A 16771-nucleotide genomic window follows, 5' to 3' on the forward strand; every position below is an offset into this window, starting at 1 on the left:
TCTCCTCCGGTTTCCCGTGGAGATGGGGTTGGCGTCGCAGACAGGGGAGTCGTCAATGCCATGACCGCCATCACCACGGGACCGACGCCGAACCAGAGCACGGAAAGCGCCCGGGAAAACAAGGTCGGGGGGGGAAGGGGACTTTTCATCAATCGGGAGGATGGGAAAAAATGGGGCTTTCGTCAATTGGGGGCGATTTGGACGGAGAACTCAGGGAAAACCCTGACAAAAAGGTGGGTGGTCAGGCGCTGGCGACGCTTGCCTGCCGCCACCCGCGGTGACTCGCGAGGTTGCGCCATTGGGTGGCGTAACAGATCAGTTCGGCGCTGTTTTCAAGCGAGAGTTTGGCGAGAATGTGGGAACGGTGGGATTCGACCGTCTTGAGGCTGATGTGGAGGACTTGGGCAATGTCCTTTGAGGTCATGCCGGCACCCACAAGATCGAGAACCTCGAGTTCTCGGTTGGTGAGTTCCCGGACTTCATCTCCGCGGTGAGTCCTGGGAGTCGGAGCGGCGAAGGTGGTGACGGCGCGTTCGGTCATCTCCCGGCTCAGATAGATGCCTCCCGAAAGCAACTTGCGGATCGCAATACCGAGTTCGTTCTCCGAGGCGGATTTCATCAGATACCCTTGGGCGCCTGCCTGAAGCACTCGTGATGCGATGACTCGCTCGTTGATGTTTGAAAAAACGAGGACGGGAATCTTTCCGACCAGCGAATGAAGTTCCGGGATGAATTCGAAGACGCCTTCGCTTCCCGGAAAGAGCGCCTCGGTCACGATGATGTCCGGTGGGTTGGACGAAACAAGCTCGAGGACCTCTGATGGGCGGGACGCCTCGATCATTGGGCTGAGATCCGGCTGGGCGCTCAAAAAGGATTGAAGCCCACGGCGCATGAGTGGAGTTCCGTCGATAATGGCGACCCGTTTCTTTGGTTGAAGCATGGTTGGGTTTTTCGTGAACATACGTAGGCTCCCAAACCTGCCAAAATGGGTCAAGAAATCTCCTGAATGCTTTATTTTAAAAGCCTTGCAGGAGTTCGGCATAGCGAAGCATTCCTAACAATTCAGACAGCCTAACAATTAGAATTAGTTCCCGAAACCAACCGGGAAGACGATGTTCATGAGCATGGTCAGGAAGAAATTGAAGACCAGCAAGGCGAGGGCGGAATAGACCATCGCACGGGTGGTGCTGCGGCCAACGCCGACCGCTCCGTTGCTGGCAGCGAGTCCCTGGTGGCAGGAGATCATGACGATGAGAAGGCCGAACACCGTGCCCTTGGTCAGGGCGATGATGATGTCCGACATGTCCGTGTGCATGTAAATCTGGTTCATCCAGTAGGCCGAGTTGACGTCAAAGGTGACGGTGCCGACGAAAAGAGATGCGCCGATGCCGAAGGCAATCGATTCGGCGATGAGGAGCGGCATGGCGATGAGCATGGCGACGACCCGGGGGGTGACGAGGTAGTCGATCGGGTGAACGCCCATTGAGCGAAGGGCGTCGACCTGCTCGGTGACTTTCATGGTGCCGATCTCCGCGGCCATCGCGGCACCGACCCGGCCGGCCAGCATCAGGGCGGTGATCGAGGGGCCGAGTTCACGCATCATGGCAACGCTGACCAGCGCACCGGCACCGGTCTCCATGCCGAGCGTGCTGAATTGAAACAGGGACTGGGCGGCGAGGACCGCACCCGTGAAGGCCCCGGTCATGATGACCACGGGTTGGGAGCGGTAGCCGATCTCTGCGATTTGCTCGACGATCAAGCGAGGCCGCCATTTGCCATGCGCCATGGACTCGCCGACCATGCCGACCAGCAAGCCGACCCGGCCGAGGTAATTGATGAAGCCAACCAGGGGCCGCCCGATCAGAGCGAAGTATTCCACTCCTCGGAGTCTAGGAGGTGGATACCGGTTTGGCGAGGAAGATGGCACCGTCAGCAATCCGGGAACTTGAATCAGGGGCGACGCATGAGGGAAATGCATGGGTGCGCGTCCGCTATCGATTCGCGATGGCATGGCTACTGATTGTTGAGAGGGTGGTGCTCTCGTGGTGAGAGTGCCGAGAAACAACAATGCAATCATGAAAACGGTCTATGAATTCACGAAGCACCTCGAAACTCAGAACACGCATCTCAAGGCGAGTACCAAGAAGGTCCTGCAGCAGCGCTACCAGCACCTCATCCGTCTGCATCCCGATCTTTATCGAGCGGAGCTCCACATGTCGGCCGTCCGAGGGCAATCCGAGGTCCATCTGATCGTTCATGATTCCAAGCACCGCCTTCTTGAAGCTCATGCCAAAGGAAGGCATCTCGACCAGTCGATCTATCGCTGCTTCGAACGAGCCGAGCGCCAGCTCGCCAAGCCGAAGCACTTGAAGAAGGCGGCTTGACGAGCTGCATTTTTCGCCCAATTCGCGGATGGTTGGAGGCGATCGGGGCAGGTTCCCCGGTCGCCTTTTTGTTGAGGTTGCGGGAAAGTCGAAAATGACGAGCCGCATGTTACGAAGATGACATGTGACAATGGTGCCACGAAGGTCTGCTTCGAAAAGGTGGGAGGAGGGTGGAGAAGTTCGCTTGTCGGTGCTTCAAATACTATAGGTGCCGTAATAAATACACGCGAATCAAATTATGAAATCCATCTACACCCGGGCGTTTTCCGGGATTGTCCTCGCAGCCGCCATCACCCCCGTCGGTGCTGCGATCACGCTGAACCCGATCAGTTCCGCGCGGAATGGTGAGGCGGTTGACGTCTTTGACAAGTCCGCGGCCGAGATTGTCAAGTTCGACCCGGCGACCCAGCGGATGTTCGTGGTCAACGGTGCCGACGACGCCGTCGATATCTTCGATGTCAGTGATTTGTTGAATCCAACCCTGCTGATCTCGGTGGATCTTTCCGAGTTCGGGAATCCCAACAGTGTGGATGTGCATCCGTCTCCTCGCTTCAACGAGGTCGCCGTGGCGGTTGGCGCTGCTGACAAGACCCAGCGCGGGCGCGTGGTCTTCCTTAATAAGGATGGTGAGATGAAGGGTTCCGTGGAGGTGGGGTTCCTGCCAGACATGCTGACCTACGATGGTGCCGGGAGGAGGCTGGTGGTCGCCAACGAAGGCGAGCCGAATGACGACTACACGGTTGATCCCGAAGGCTCGGTGTCGATCATCGAGATCTTCGGTCGGAGCGGTCGCCGTCGCATCACCGAGGTCGGTTTCGGTGGCCTATCTGCGGAGGATCTGGAAGGCGTCAGGCTTTCAGGGCCGGAGGGAACGACGCCTGCACAGGACATTGAGCCCGAATATGTGGCGATCGATGCACGTGGCCGTTATGCCTACGTGAGCTGTCAGGAGAACAATGCAGTGGCCGTGATCGACCTTTGGCGGAAGCGGGTAGAGCGGATGATTGGTCTGGGATCAATCAATCACGCGGAGCTTGGGAACGCCCTTGATGTCTCCGACCGGGACGATCTCATTCGGATTGCCAACTGGCCGGTGAAAGGACTGCCGATGCCCGACGCGATTGCAGTTTATGAAGTCAGTGCCAACAGCCGAGGTCGTGGTCGGGGGGCGAGCAGTACCTATATCGTGACCGCCAACGAAGGGGACGGCCGCGAATATGGCGACTACGAGGACGAAGTCCGGGTCAAGGATCTGGAGCTTGATCCCAGTGCCTTTCCTCTCGGGGATATTCTCAAGGAGGATGCGAATCTGGGTCGGCTTGCCGTGATCTCGACGGAAGGTGATGCAGACGGGGATGGCGTGTATCAAGAGCTCTATAGTTTTGGGACTCGGTCCTTCTCGATTTACAGCAGCGAGGGTGAACTCGTCTTTGACAGTGGCGAGATGATCGAGGCATGGATCGCCGAGAATTTGCCGGAAGGCTTCAACAGCACCAATTCAGAGAATCAGAGTGTTGACAGCCGCTCGGACGCCAAGGGTCCGGAGCCCGAGGCGATTGAGATTGGCCAGCTCGGTGACAAGACCTACGCCTTCGTCGGTCTTGAGCGGGTGAGCGCCATCATGGTCTTTGATATCACCGATCCTCGGCAGGTTTCCTTTGTGACCTTTGCCGCGAACCGCGATTTCTCGGTGGTCTTTGATGAAGATGATTTCAGCGATGTGGCTTCCGCCGGTGACTTGGGTCCGGAAGGTTTGGACTTCGTGGCGGCGAAAGACAGTCCGAACGGCAAGCCGTTGCTGATCGTGGCAAACGAGGTCAGCGGCACAACCACGGTCTACGAGATTTCCGAATAGGCTTTCCAGGTGGTCCCCCTAGCCATGGCCAGTGTCGGGCGTCCTGCGGGGCGTCCGGCATCTCTTTTGTCGGGGGTGGCTTTCTTTTTCAACGACGGTCAGTCGCGGAGTCAGGCTACAGCACCCTTGACCAGATGACCTTGAGGTAGCGGGACTCGGGGTAGTTCGAGAGGGTGGGGTGGTCGGGGCCGGCACCGGTGCGGTCGAAGATCTGCAGTCGGCGCTGCTGTTTGTGGACGGCGGTGGTGACGAGCTTCTCGAATTCGAACTCGTTGATGTGGCCGGAGCAGGAGCAGCTGACGAAAAGACCGCCGGGGGCGACGAGGTCGGAGGCGAGTTTGTTGAGGTCGTTGTATTTGCCGCGCCCGCGTTCGTCGTCGCGGCCAGTGACGAACTTCGGTGGGTCGGCGAGGACAACGTCCCATTGGCGGCCGTTTTCAACCATGGTGCGTGCCCAGCTGAAGGCATCGGCGTGGGTGAATTTGATTTTGGCGTCGTTGATGTTGGCGTTGCGCCTGGCCATGGCGATGGCCTTTTCGTCGAGATCGACAGCCATGATGTCTTCGGCTCCGGCTTTGGCGGCGTAGACGCTGAAGGCACCGGTGTAGCAGCAGAGGTCGAGGACGGTTTTGCCTTCGACGAGATTGGCGAAGCGGCGTCGGTTGTCGCGCTGGTCGCAGAAGAAGCCGGTCTTGTGGCCTTCGGCAAAATCGATCTCGAAGGTGATGCCGTGCTCGCGGACTTTGACTTTGCGCAACGAGTCGGTGGAAAGCGGATGCGGATCGGTGGGGATGCGTTCGACGCGTGCCAGGGCGGGGTCGACGCGGATGTGGGCGCGTTTGGTGTCGAAGGCTTCGTGAAGCGCGGGGACCCAGGTGTCGAGGCGACGCCAGGCGGCGAGGGTGGTGACTTCGAGGGAAAGGAGGTCGCCGAATTTGTCGGCCACCAACCCGGGGAGCTGGTCGGCATCGCCGTGGATGGCGCGATAGGTTTCGGTGTCGGCGTCGAGGTGGAAGAGTTCGCGGCGCAGCTTGGCGGCGTTCTCGATGGCGCGGAGGAAGAAGTCTTCGTCGATGGGTTCTTCGCCGTGACTGACGACGCGGAGCGGCATGTTGGAGCTCGGGTTGAAGAAGCCCCAGCCGAAGGTGTTGCCCTCCTTGTCGAGGACTTCGACGAGGTCGCCGGCTTTCGCGTCCTGGGAGTATTGCCCGATCATCTTCGGCCAGATGGACGGATGGAAGGAGTAGGTCTTGATGGCGACGGTGGGCATGGCGGTCAGGCGAGGGCTTCGAGGGTTTCCCAGCGGGAGTAGAGGGCGGCGGTGGCTTTTTTGGCGGCTTCGAGATCGGCGACGAGTTGGGGGACCTCGTTGAAGTGGTCTTTCTGGAAATCGGGGTCGTTGAGTTTCGTCTCGATGGCGGCGGCTGCTTCTTCTGCTTCCAGGATGCGGTCTTCGATGGTTTCGAGTTCCTTCCTTTCGGCCAAGGTGAGCTTGCGGGGTTTGTCGGTGGCGGTTGGAGTCTGTTTGCGGCGGGCGGCGGCTTGTTTGGCTGCTGCGGCGGCCTGGATGCGCTCCGAGTTCTCGCGCTGCTGGCGCTTTTCGAGATAGTAGGAATAGTTGCCGGGAGTGATGTGGACACCGTTGTCTTCGAAGGCGATGATGCGGTCGCAGATGCGGTCGAGGAAGTAACGGTCGTGGGAGACGACGATGACGGAGCCGCCGAAGTCGGCGAGTGCTTCTTCAAGCATCCGCAAGCTCGGTAAGTCGAGGTCGTTGGTCGGTTCGTCGAGGACGAGTAGGTTACCGCCGGTCTTGAGGACCTTGGCGAGCATCAGGCGGGCGCGTTCGCCGCCGGAGAGAAGGTCGACGCGTTCGTTGATGCGGTCGTCTGAGAAAAGGAAACGCTTCAGGTAGGACCGGGCGCCCATCCATTCGTCGCCGAAGAGGACCTTCTCATTGCCGTCGGCCACTTCGTCGAGCAGTGAGCCGGTGCCATCGAGCGCCATGCGGGCCTGGTCGATGTAATTCACTTTGACGCGCTTGCCGATGACGGCATTGCCTTCGCTGGGGTCGAGTTGGTCGAGGCAGATTTTCAGCAGGGTGGTCTTGCCGACGCCATTGCGGCCGACGATGCCGGTGCATTCGCCAGGGCGGATGATCAGGTCGAGATGCTTGAAGAGCCAGCGGGGTGAAGTACTAGAACCGACGTTGATGCCGACATCCTCAAGCTCGATGACGGTATTTCCGAGGTCGGGTGGCGGCGGGATGAGGATGTCCATTTCCTGCTCCTCGACCGGGGCCTTGATGCCGTCGATCTCGTAAAACCTATCAAGCCGCGAGCGCGACTTGGTGGTGCGGGCTTTGACGCCGGCGCGGACCCATTCAAGTTCCTCGCGGAGGAAGCGCTGGCGGCGGCGCTCGGTCTGCGAGGCGATCTGCTGGCGGAGGGCTTTTGATTCGAGGAAGGCGGTGTAGTTGCCGGGGTGGGAGTAGGCCTTGCCTTGATCGATCTCGATGATGCGGGTGGCGATGACGTCGAGGAAGTAGCGGTCATGGGTGACGAAGATGACCGCGCCGGTGTAGGTGGCGAGGAAGGCTTCGAGCCAGCGGATCGAATCGGCGTCAAGGTGGTTGGTGGGTTCGTCTAACAGCAAGAGGTCCGGCTGGGAGGCGAGTGCGCGACAAAGGGCGACGCGGCGTTTTTCACCGCCGGAGAGTTGAGCGGTTTCGGAATCGAGTGGCGGGGTGCCGAGGGCGTTGGAAAGCGATTGGATGCGGGCATCGAGGTTCCAGCCATCGGCGTGCTCGATGAGTTCGTAGCAATCGTGGAGTTCGGTCTCGGTGCCATCGCCGGTTTCGTAGCGATGGATGGCATCGACGACATCGGCGGCTCCAGCGGCGATGTTTTCGTGAACGGTGAGGCTCAGATCGAGTTCGAACTCCTGGGGGAGGTAGCCGACGCGGAGTTCGCGGCGGCGGGAGATTTCGCCGGAGTCGGCCTCGTTGGTGCCGGCGAGGATTTTGAAGAGGGAGGTTTTGCCGCAGCCATTGCGGCCGACGAGTCCGACTTTTTCCCCGGCGGCGACGGCGAGGGTGACGCCGTCGAGGAGGGTCTGAAGGCCGTAGGCGAGGCGGATTTCGTTGGCGGAGAGGAGCGCGGACATGAACGCGCGGATGAGGAGCCAAGCATTCGCGAAAGGCAAGGGGAAGCCGTGTTTGTTATGAAATGTAGGTGCTCAAAAGGCGGAGGACGGCGCGGATGGAGGCGAGGGAGGCGGTTTCGCTCGCGGTGTGGTAGCCGGTGGTGGGGATCTGGAGGGTGGTGCCGGTGATGTGCCCTCCGGTGGCGGCGACGAGGCGCCCGAGCTCGGTGCGGCCGAGCGACTGTGGTTTCGGGCGGTCGAGGTTTTGGGCTTCGATCCACTCGTCTTTATAGGTCGTGGTGATGTCGAGGCGCTGGCAGATGCGCGCGATTTCGTCGGTGAAGGCTGAATCGAAGCCGGCGGTGGCGTCCTTTTTCCGGAGGACGAGTTCCTGCTCGGCGGCGGCTTCGGGGGTTGGGTAGGGGCTGGTGTCGAGCACGAGCAGGCGTCGGGTGGTGATCGATTCGCGCTGGAGCCAGGCCAGGGCGTAGCGCCAACTGCGGCCGGCTTCTTCCTGAGCGGTGAAGAGCGCGGTGCCGGTGAAGCCGTTGCGGAAAAGATAGACGATGAGGGCGACGCTGAGAACGTTGTCGAGTTGCGCGGAGATGTGGGTGTCGGTGACCTGAAGGCGATCGAGGAAGGAGACCGGCGCACCGGGTTGGAGGAAGTCGAGGCCTTCGATTTCGAAAATGAGGTTGTGGCGTTTTTCGCAGTGGTAGCCATTCGAGATGGTGCCTTGGCCGAGGTAGGTGCCGGTGTAGGGGAGGTGGGCCTGAACGCGCTGACCGGTGAAGCGGTCGGCGATGGAAGCCATCATTTGCTCAGAAAGGGAGTCGCCTGTTAGTTCGCCGCGGTTACCGGCGATGAAGGCGGCGTATTGGAACTCGTTCGGGCCGGTGCAGAGCAGGCCATGGCGGTCGATGTGGGCGGAAAGGATCAGGCTTTCCGGCTCGCTGCCCTGCGCGACAAGAACGCCGAGGTGGCGCTCGACCTTCACGTCGACTTCCTCGAGTTCGCGGCGAAGGACGCGGAAGAAGGAATCCTCCGTGCCGACGACCGAGGGTTCACGGACGAGCTGCTGAAGGATTTCAAGGAATCCGGACAAGTCGGAGGTGGCGAGGTTACTCACGGGATTTCCGAGCAGTTAGCAGGAACGATGCCGTTATTCGGGGTGGCCGAGGGCACCGCGCGCGGCGTGGGTGGCGGTGGCGAAGCACCCTTGGATGAGGTAGCCGCCGGTGGGGGCTTCCCAGTCGATCATTTCGCCGCAGGCATAGACGCCGGGGAGTTTGCGAAGCTGGAGGTCGTCGCCGAGCTCGCTCCAAGCGATGCCGCCGGCTGAGGAAATGGCTTCGTCGATGGGACGGGGGCGAGTGAGCGGAATGGTGAGGTTTTTGATCGCATGGCAGAGGGATTCGCGGCTTTCGAGGGGACCGCCAAAGTGTTGGAGAAGGAGGCGGGCGTGTTCGGAGAGTCTGAGTCGTCCGACGGCTTGGGAGAGGAAGTCTGCGCGGACGCTTTCCATCTTGCGCATCAGCGTCTCGATGGGGACTTCGGGTTTCAAGTCGATCTCGATGGATGCTTCTGGCATTGCGCGGAGGATCGGGCCGAGTTGATAGATGGCGCCGCCTTCGAGTCCGTATCGGGTGAGCATGAGTTCGCCTTGGACGACGATGGGACCGGCGGAGACGGCGAGGTTTTTCAGCGGACGGCCTTCGAGTCGGGAGATGAGATCGGCAGGCCAATCGACTTCCCAGCCACAGTTGGCCGGTTGGAATGGAGTGACGGTGATGTCGTGTGGCTGGAGGATGGAAGTCCAACGTCCGTCTGAGCCGGTCTTCGACCATGAGGCTCCGCCGAGGGCGAGGATGGCGGCGTCGAAGGATTGAGGGGGCTGGTTCTTGAAGGTGAGGGCTACAGTGGCATGACCGTCCCGGTCATTAAATGCAGGGCTTGTTTGGATCGGGAGGCTCTCCATCTGAGGCGGCTTTGACTCCTGCGGATCATGACCGGGACGGTCATGCCACTGGTGGGTTTGGAGGTCCGTGAGCTGGTGGTTCACGTGAAAAGTGACACCTTGTTTGCGCAGACGCTCGATCCAGCGCCGGAGCAGGGGGGCGGCTTTCATTTCCTTTGGGTAAACGCGGCCGGTGCGCTGTTCGAAGGTCTCGATTCCGAGTTGGGCGGCCCAGTTGCGGAGGTCTTCGGGGGAAAATGCGCGGATGATTTTGGCGAAGTGCTCGGCGGGGAGGCCGGGGCCGGAGTAACGGGTGACGAAATCTTCGAGGTGCTCGCCGTGGGTGAGGTTCAGGCCGCCGTAGCCGGCCACGAGGAGTTTGCGGCCGACCGAACGTTTGGCATCGAAGACGGAGACCCGAGCGCCACCCGCCGCGCAGGCTTCCGCAGCACGGAGTCCGGCGGGACCACCGCCAACGATGGCAATTCGTGCTGGTGAGGAAGATTGCCTTAACATGTTGAGATACAGAAACACAGAATTCCCCAATGGATGCCAACGGATAATTGACGTTGATTGTCCTGCGATGTGTGGGAAAGTCGTCCCGGTCCTTCACGGCCCCTTTGGCATGACTTTCTTCGCACGCTTTGTCGCTTTGTTCATCTTTTTGATGACTTCAGGCTTGCGTGGGCAGGGTGCGCCTCCGGCGGATCCCATTGGGTTTGCGACGCTCAACGTTCCTGCCGGGTCGCAGGGACTTCTTGCGATTCATCTGGTCAAGCCGATCACCTTCAAGGGATTCGTGGCGGATGTGGATGGAGTCAATGTCGAGATTGCCGCTTTGCTTCCCGCCAACCTGCTCGGCAGCGTTGGGAGTGGTTTTCTTTCCGTGAGGCAGGGTAGAAATCCTGGGTTGACGGTGGATGTGGATTCCTTCGTTGGGAGTTCACTGACGATGAAAGATAATGTGAACGGTTTGCTGCGTCCTGGTGATCAGATTGATATCCGTCCGCATCAGACGATCGCCGAGGTGTTCAATCCGGATCTTGCCAATCTGTTTGCGGCAGACCTGGCCGACGAAGCAGACACGATCTTTCTTTGGAACCCGGAGAATCAGGTTCCAAAGGGTTACTTCATTGACAGCGCTGGCGATTGGTTGGAGATCGGAAATGAGTCGGCAGGTGATCAATCGGCTACGTTGCTTCCCTATCCCGGTGCGGTCATCGTCAATCGTCGTGCCGACACCGAACTCGATTTCACAAATGTCGGGACGGTTCTCGAGCCGGCTTATGAACGGGTGATAAAGGTCTGGCCCGGAAGAAATCTGATTTCGGCCCCATTCACCTCGGTCGAGCGTGTCGATGAATGGCAGCTATTCAGTGCGACGTCGGACTTCTCGCTTCAGGGTGGTCCTTCTGCGGCGAAAGCGGATGCTTTCCAACTGACTTATGCGAATGGAACGCGCTCGAACTTCCTCTACTACCGCCAGAGTCTCGGGTGGAGGTCTGTCGGTGTTCAGGGCGACGCTGGGAGCACTCCGGTGGACGTAACCCAAGCGATTGATTTGCATCGTTATCAGAGTGGTGGCTATCTACGGATCGCGGGAGAACCCGAAACGGTTCCGGGAAGCCAGGCATTGATGTCGCTCAGGGTCGCGCCTGTGGATGAAGTTGAAGTGTCGGTTAGAGGTGGCCGTTTGGTGTGGGCGGCAGAGCTTGGCAAGCGCTACCAACTGCAGGCGCGCAAGCAGGGCAGAAAGGTCTGGGAGGATTTCGGTGAGATGGTTACGGCAGATGGCCCGACCTGTGAGGTTCCCATCGAAGTGGAAGGCAGCGGCCTTCTTCGAGTTATTGCAGTTCCCTGATCAATGAGAACGACTTTTCAAACGGCTTTTCTCTCCGTCGGTTTCCTCTCGCTCCCGATAGGAGGTTCCTTGAGGGCGGCTGATGTTGTCGTTTCGAATCTGGGAGTCACACCGGGCCCAACGAGTTTGCTGGAAGACTCCGATGAAAACCCGCTACCGCTCGGTTCGCAGGTGTCGATCCGGGACTTTGGGGGATTGAGCGCACTAGAAGTGGCTGATCTGGCGCAAGCAGGTCCGTTGACTCTTGTAACGGCATCTGTGGCCTTCGGGAGTCCGGGGTCCGTTGGGACGGGTGATGGGGCTGCGGCGGGGACAATCGAATATCTCGTTACCAAGGCTCTGGCGGTAGAGCAGGATGGACTGCATCTGGTGGTGTTCAATGCGCCCGCTCCTGAAGAGGCGACCGAAGTGATAGTGCTGAAGATTCCCGGCACCATCGCTGCGGATGTCCCCGGATTTCTACCTTCCTTTCGATCGCTTGCTGTTGACGATATGGAACTGGTCTATGGCCGGACCACCTCAGGCGGATTCGCTGCGGAGACCAGTGGTCGGCCCACCACTGGCTTTGAAGCCTGGATTTACGATCAGTTTGATCCCGAGGGCTCACCGGATGAGTTCTTTCTTCCGACATCGGATCCTGATGATGACGGGGCGGAAAATCTTCTCGAGTACGCCTTCGGCTCCCAGGCTTCGGTGGCGGACTCCGTTCCGAGAACGATGATGAGGCAGGAGGGGGCGGTTTTCTATCTCCAGTATTTGAAGCGACTGGACGACGAGGATCTGAACTACAAAGGCTGGTGGCGTCCGGACATTTCGGCGGGTTCGTGGATTGAGCTGACTGGTTCCGCTGATCCTGTGACGAGTGCTCCAGCGGCTGCTCCGGAGAACTATGGATGGGTCGAGCAGGTCGTCCCCACTTCCGGTCCGTGGAGTTTTGGCCGGGTCTCGGTCCAGCGGAACTAAGCTGAACCGGGCGACAGCTGGGATTCTTCCCGGGGGCGTTGACAGGGCGGGTCGCTTGGCTATTTTCCCCGCTCCTATGAGCGAAACGACCTCTGAGAAGCATGTTTTCCAAGCCGAGATCCAGCAACTGCTCGATCTCGTGGTTCACTCCCTCTACACGGATCGTGAGATTTTCCTCCGTGAGCTGATTTCAAATGCCTCGGATTCGATGGAGAAGCTGCGGCACATCGAATCGACCGAGAAGAACGTCCATGATTCCGAACTGCCGCTGCAGGTGGTGGTGACGGCGGACAAGGAGGCGGGAACGCTGACGATCGAGGATCATGGCATCGGCATGACGCGGGAGGAGCTGGTTGAGAACCTTGGAACGATCGCCCACTCGGGGACAAAGGCATTTCTCGAAGCGATGAAGGAGAGCGGTGGCACGCCATCGAGCATGATCGGTCAGTTCGGAGTCGGCTTCTACTCGGCCTTCATGGTCGCGGATGAAGTCGAGGTGCACACGCGGAGCTGGAGTCAGGATGCTGAAGGCCTCGTTTGGAAGAGCGATGGCAAGACCGGTTATGAGATCGAAGAATCTCCCGATGCGCTGCGCGGCGTGAAGATTGTTCTGAAACTCAAGGAGGATCAGAAGGAGTATGCCGAGGACAGCCGGGTGAAGCATTTGATTGAGACCTACAGCAACTTCGTTGGCTTTCCGGTGCTGGTCGATGGAACCCGCGTGAATGAAGTGGAGGCGTTGTGGCTCAAGAACAAGAGCGAGATCAGCGAGGAGCAGTACACCGAGTTCTACAAGTTTCAGGCCAAGGCTTACGACGATCCGGCTTACCGACTTCATTTCGCGGCTGATGCGCCGATCGCGATCAATGCGTTGCTCTTCGTGCCTTCGGAAAACCCCGAGCGCATGGGTCTGAACAAGATCGATCCTGCCGTCGCGCTCTATTGCAAGAAGGTCCTGATCGATTCGGAACCGAAGGATCTTCTGCCGGACTGGATGCGTTTCCTCAAGGGGGTGATCGATAGTGCGGATCTGCCGCTCAACATTTCACGTGAGTCGATGCAGGATAGCGCGCTGGTGCGGAAGATTGGAGCCGTGATCAGCAAGCGGGTGCTGAAGATGTTCGACAAGGAGGCTAGCGGTGATCCGGACAAATGGCAGACCTTTTACAGGAAGTTCGAGCGCTTTTTCAAGGAGGGTGTGGCGACCGATTTCGCCAACCGTGAGGCACTGGCCAAGCTGCTGCGCTTTGAGAGTTCGATGAGTGACGATGGCAAGCTGACCAGCTTTCCCGAATACGTGACCCGAATGAAGGACGGGCAGGAAAAGATCTATTTCATCGTCGGATCGAGCAAGGATCAGATCGAAGCCAGCCCCTACCTTGAAGCGTTCAAGCAGCGGGGTCTTGAGGTGGTGTTCTTTACCGATGCCGTCGACGAGTATGTGGTCGAGGCACTTGGAGAATTCGATGGCAAGAAGCTGCAGTCGATCTCACAGGGCGGCGTCGAGCTCGACGACGTGGAGGTCGAAGGCGAGGCGCTTTCCGAAGAGGAAACCACCAAGCTGTGTGAGTTTCTCAAGGAGGAGTTTGGCGACAAGGTGACGAAGGTTGAAGCTGGAAAGCGCCTGGTGGATAGTCCGGTGGTTGCGCTGGTTCCGCAGGACGGGATGACCGCTCAAATGCGCGCCATGATGAAGGCAATGGACGAGAACTTCAAAGATGAGGTGAAGGTCGAGCTTGAGATCAACCCGCGTCACCCCTTGGTCAGGAAGCTTGCTGAGACCAAGGACTCGAATCCGGATTTGGCAAAACTGGTGGCCGGGCAGTTGCTCGACAACTCGCTGATTGCCGCGGGTCTGCTCGAAGACGCCCGCGATACCGTGCGCCGGATGAACGAGTTGATGGAAAAGGCGATGGGTTAGGCTTTTTTCGACGGTGGTTTAAGACCCTGCTGCTGCTTGCGGTCGATGTTTGATTGTTTCGTCTTGGCAGCAGCATTGGTTTTGGACTGCTTCTGCGATTGGTTCTTCTGTTTTGATTTCGGTGATTTGTCGCCCATGGGATTGTAGTGTTAGAGTTGAGGTTGGCTGCTGAGAAGTGTCGATCTGATTACTCAGTTCTGTGATTTGATTGCTGAGATCAATGGATCGAGTGGGATGGTAACGATCGTTGTGCTCGTGTCGCTTAGTCCGTAGGGCAAGATCAGGTTCTGGCCGTGGACAAGCGCTCCACAGGTATAGACGACGTTTGGGACATAGCCATTCCGGTCGGGTTCATCAGGCTCGATCAGTGGGGTGGACAGGTGGCCGAGGACGATCGACGGATCATCGAGATCGAGAAGCATCGCCCCGATGCAGTAGCGGCGCATGGCACCGACACCGTGGGTGAGCAGCAGCCAGCCGTGGGGGGTTTCGATCGGAGATCCGCAGTTGCCGATCTTTACGGCTTCCCAGGCTTCCGACGGGCGTCGGAGTAGCTGTGAGTCGTCCCAACTATGGACGTCGTCGGAGAACATGAGATAGAGGTTCTCGTCATCCTGTCGTGAGATCATGGCATACTTGTCGTTGATCCTCCGTGGGAAGAGCGCCATGCCCTTGTTGCGGACGGAGGGTCCGTTCAAAGTGAGGGCGCGGAAGCTGAGGAAGTCCGATGTTTCCAGTAGCTGGGGGAGGATGGCGTGACCGCTGTAGGCGGTGTAGGTGGCGTAGTAAGTGACGGTGCCGTCTGTGTCGGTAAAGGCGACAAAGCGGGCGTCCTCGATTCCATTGCTTTCCGAAGGGGAGTTCGGGAAGATGATCCTTTGCGAAAGACTGATCGAAGGATCGAAATTGACCTCGTAGTTGACGTGAGCGAGCCAGTTGATGCACTCGATGGTGCGGCGGGATTCGTGTGCTTCGGTGCGGGTGGAGCCGAGCGAGGTATGCAGGGCGGCGTCCAGCTCGCTGCGGGTGAACCTGTCTCCAAGCGATTCCTTGAGAAGCTTTGACCACGGGTTGTCGAACTCCATGTCGCGAAGTTTCCGGAAGAAGCTGGTGCGCTTGAAGCTCGGATCCGGGTGGAGGTTCGGTGCGCTGGTTTGCCGGGGTCTTTCGTCGATGCTGACGCTGCCGTCGGCCGAGATGACGCCGGTGCGGAAGGCGATCGATGAAATGTGGCCTTCGCCGGTCGCCCGCAGGCTCATGATGTAGCGAAGTGCGCCGGACTCGACGCCTGATTGGTCCGGATGGGCGACGATGGAAGGGTTGAACAGTGCGGCGGATTCCAGTGCATACTCTCCTGAGAAGAGCGCGCCAACATAGAGCCGTTGTTGCTCGGTGAGGGATGTTCCGTGAGGAACGTGCTGGCGAACATGTTCATAGTGCGACCTCCAGGCACATTCGAGGCAGGGGTGGCGCTCATCGAAATGTTCGTGGAGCTCTGCGAGACGGATGGCGATCTCTTCGTCTGTTAGGCGAAGCGCACGTTCGATGATCCGGAGCACCGATTGGCGGTCGCCCGGGATGAAGGAACGAACGATGACACGCGAGCTGTCCGGGACGAGTTTAATGCCGGTGCTTACGTGGGCTGGTGGTTGCATGAATGGGTGCTGGGTGGGTTTTGTGCTTCGACTCGTGCCGAGCGGCGGGTGATTTCCGAACGGGAGAGATGGAAGGCGAGGGTGGATTCCGCTCCCTGGTTCTGATTGAGATGATCGCGCAGCAGGGCATCGCGGCAGCCACCGGTGGATGGATCGTAGAGCGGAATGCCGAGGTCGTTGCGACCAAGGAACCAGTCGAAACAGCGTCGGGCATCGCTTGCCCAGATCTCATCGCCGGTGTGGTCAAAGGCGGCCATGCAAGCGGAGACGGAAGCATGGGCTTCGACAGGTTGCTGGTCGAAGCGGGCCTTGATTCCACCCTGCGGCCAGAATCCATGGCAGCCGATCGGTGAGAACTGACCTCCTTTGGCCGTCTGATTGTCGATCAGCCAACGCAGCGATTTCAAACCGATCTCGGTGGCCTCCAGGTTGCCCGAGACGATGAGCGCGTGGGAGAGTTTGGCATTATCGTAAGTGGCGATGCGTTCGAACCAGAGCCACTCGGGTGATGAGTTGGCGTGGAAAAGATTGACGAGGCGGGCGACGAGGATCTCGCGGGTCTTGGCCACGGTCCGGTCGCCGGAGAAGGAGCGCAAATACTCGTCGATGGCGACGAGTGTGAATGCCCAGGCACGTGGTGAGCTGAAGTGCCTGACCGGGCCGAGACCGCGTTGGAAGAGCAGTGCGCAGAGGTTTCGGAAGCCGTCGTTTTCAGATCGGCCAAGAGCGGTGCCGGCCGCCCACAGCGCGCGGGCGTGACTGTCTTCCGAGCCCTTGCTTTCGAGCCACTGGCGCTCGTGGTTCATGAAATTCCGGAAGCGTCGGGTGTTCGCATCGAAGGCATACCAAAGGAAGGCAAGGTACGAGCAGGCAAGGCGGTCGAGCGTGGGGTCGGGGCCGTGTTCCTCCTGATGGAGAACCGTGTAGATGAAGGCGCGGGCGTTGTCGTCGGTGCAGTAGGCTTCGTGGTAGTTCGGCACGCTGTAGATCGCGTGCTGGAAGATGCCGGTGTGGTCGCTCATGCGCTGGAG

The 16771-nt window shown here is 59.3% G+C and carries 13 protein-coding genes and 1 pseudogene; 5 read left to right on the forward strand and 9 right to left on the reverse strand.

Going from position 1 to position 16771, the window contains the following annotated elements:
* Positions 1-241 precede the first annotated feature (241 nt).
* Positions 242-940 carry a LuxR C-terminal-related transcriptional regulator gene (locus WBG04_RS10485; RefSeq protein WP_424314381.1) on the reverse strand — a complete coding sequence of 233 codons (699 nt, stop codon included), beginning with the start codon at positions 938-940 and terminating at the stop codon, positions 242-244.
* Positions 941-1084: 144 nt separating this feature from the next.
* Complete coding sequence (locus WBG04_RS10490) at positions 1085-1879, reverse strand: MlaE family ABC transporter permease (RefSeq protein ID WP_424314382.1); 795 nt, start codon at positions 1877-1879, stop codon at positions 1085-1087.
* A 196-nt stretch (positions 1880-2075) separates the two neighbouring features.
* Here WBG04_RS10490 and WBG04_RS10495 point away from each other — a divergent pair, with 196 nt between their 5' ends.
* Both WBG04_RS10495 and WBG04_RS10500 read left to right on the forward strand, forming a co-directional pair.
* A complete protein-coding gene (locus WBG04_RS10495; RefSeq protein ID WP_424314383.1) occupies positions 2076-2384 on the forward strand; it encodes an HPF/RaiA family ribosome-associated protein in 309 nt (102 codons plus the stop codon).
* A 238-nt stretch (positions 2385-2622) separates the two neighbouring features.
* Entirely contained in the window at positions 2623-4239 is a 1617-nt protein-coding gene (locus tag WBG04_RS10500) for a choice-of-anchor I family protein (protein WP_424314384.1), read from the forward strand.
* Positions 4240-4354: 115 nt separating this feature from the next.
* On the opposite strand, the gene WBG04_RS10505 is transcribed toward WBG04_RS10500, so the two are convergent.
* From WBG04_RS10505 to WBG04_RS10520, 4 genes are read right to left on the reverse strand one after another with little or no spacing between them, the layout of a single operon-like run.
* The gene (locus tag WBG04_RS10505) at positions 4355-5509 is read right to left on the reverse strand and encodes a class I SAM-dependent rRNA methyltransferase (protein WP_424314385.1); all 1155 of its coding nucleotides are present in this window, start codon (positions 5507-5509) and stop codon (positions 4355-4357) included.
* Positions 5510-5514: 5 nt separating this feature from the next.
* A complete protein-coding gene (locus WBG04_RS10510; protein WP_424314386.1) occupies positions 5515-7404 on the reverse strand; it encodes an ABC-F family ATP-binding cassette domain-containing protein in 1890 nt (629 codons plus the stop codon).
* A gap of 55 nt (positions 7405-7459) precedes the next feature.
* Positions 7460-8512, reverse strand: a complete 1053-nt coding sequence (locus WBG04_RS10515; RefSeq protein ID WP_424314387.1) for a peptidase M42 — start codon at positions 8510-8512, stop codon at positions 7460-7462.
* A 33-nt stretch (positions 8513-8545) separates the two neighbouring features.
* Entirely contained in the window at positions 8546-9856 is a 1311-nt protein-coding gene (locus WBG04_RS10520) for an NAD(P)/FAD-dependent oxidoreductase (RefSeq protein ID WP_424314388.1), read from the reverse strand.
* Between the two features lie 109 nt (positions 9857-9965).
* On the opposite strand from WBG04_RS10520, the gene WBG04_RS10525 reads away from it, so the two are divergent.
* The 3 genes from WBG04_RS10525 to htpG all read left to right on the forward strand — a co-directional run bounded on the left by WBG04_RS10525 (position 9966) and on the right by htpG (position 14085).
* Positions 9966-11201: a hypothetical protein gene (locus tag WBG04_RS10525; protein WP_424314389.1), complete on the forward strand. Its 1236-nt coding sequence runs from the start codon at positions 9966-9968 to the stop codon at positions 11199-11201.
* 3 nt (positions 11202-11204) lie between these two features.
* Positions 11205-12164, forward strand: a complete 960-nt coding sequence (locus WBG04_RS10530; RefSeq protein WP_424314390.1) for a hypothetical protein — start codon at positions 11205-11207, stop codon at positions 12162-12164.
* Between the two features lie 76 nt (positions 12165-12240).
* Positions 12241-14085, forward strand: coding sequence for a molecular chaperone HtpG (gene htpG, locus WBG04_RS10535; RefSeq protein ID WP_424314391.1), 1845 nt, complete (start codon positions 12241-12243; stop codon positions 14083-14085).
* On the opposite strand, the gene WBG04_RS10540 is transcribed toward htpG, so the two are convergent.
* The 3 genes and pseudogenes from WBG04_RS10540 to WBG04_RS10550 all read right to left on the reverse strand — a co-directional run.
* The gene (locus WBG04_RS10540; protein WP_424314392.1) at positions 14082-14222 is read right to left on the reverse strand and encodes a hypothetical protein; all 141 of its coding nucleotides are present in this window, start codon (positions 14220-14222) and stop codon (positions 14082-14084) included. The two genes, htpG and WBG04_RS10540, sit on opposite strands and share 4 nt — an antisense overlap.
* 54 nt (positions 14223-14276) lie before the next feature.
* Positions 14277-15740 (reverse strand): glycoside hydrolase family 130 protein, encoded by a 1464-nt coding sequence (locus tag WBG04_RS10545; RefSeq protein ID WP_424314393.1) that lies wholly within the window; start codon positions 15738-15740, stop codon positions 14277-14279.
* Positions 15719-16771 (reverse strand): annotated as a pseudogene (locus WBG04_RS10550) (glycosyl transferase family 1); the annotation flags it as partial. The gene WBG04_RS10545 and the pseudogene WBG04_RS10550, both read right to left, overlap by 22 nt.

This window comes from Haloferula sp., from assembly GCF_049672945.1.
GTDB lineage: Bacteria > Verrucomicrobiota > Verrucomicrobiia > Verrucomicrobiales > Akkermansiaceae > Haloferula.

Coding starts and splice junctions, on each gene's coding strand:
- htpG (WP_424314391.1), top strand. CDS start 12,241: ATGAGCGAAACGACCTCTGAGAAGCATGTTTTCCAAGCCGAGATCCAG.
- WBG04_RS10485 (WP_424314381.1), bottom strand. CDS start 940: ATGCTTCAACCAAAGAAACGGGTCGCCATTATCGACGGAACTCCACTC.
- WBG04_RS10530 (WP_424314390.1), top strand. CDS start 11,205: ATGAGAACGACTTTTCAAACGGCTTTTCTCTCCGTCGGTTTCCTCTCG.
- WBG04_RS10545 (WP_424314393.1), bottom strand. CDS start 15,740: ATGCAACCACCAGCCCACGTAAGCACCGGCATTAAACTCGTCCCGGAC.
- WBG04_RS10510 (WP_424314386.1), bottom strand. CDS start 7,404: ATGTCCGCGCTCCTCTCCGCCAACGAAATCCGCCTCGCCTACGGCCTT.
- WBG04_RS10505 (WP_424314385.1), bottom strand. CDS start 5,509: ATGCCCACCGTCGCCATCAAGACCTACTCCTTCCATCCGTCCATCTGG.
- WBG04_RS10495 (WP_424314383.1), top strand. CDS start 2,076: ATGAAAACGGTCTATGAATTCACGAAGCACCTCGAAACTCAGAACACG.
- WBG04_RS10520 (WP_424314388.1), bottom strand. CDS start 9,856: ATGTTAAGGCAATCTTCCTCACCAGCACGAATTGCCATCGTTGGCGGT.
- WBG04_RS10540 (WP_424314392.1), bottom strand. CDS start 14,222: ATGGGCGACAAATCACCGAAATCAAAACAGAAGAACCAATCGCAGAAG.
- WBG04_RS10500 (WP_424314384.1), top strand. CDS start 2,623: ATGAAATCCATCTACACCCGGGCGTTTTCCGGGATTGTCCTCGCAGCC.
- WBG04_RS10525 (WP_424314389.1), top strand. CDS start 9,966: ATGACTTTCTTCGCACGCTTTGTCGCTTTGTTCATCTTTTTGATGACT.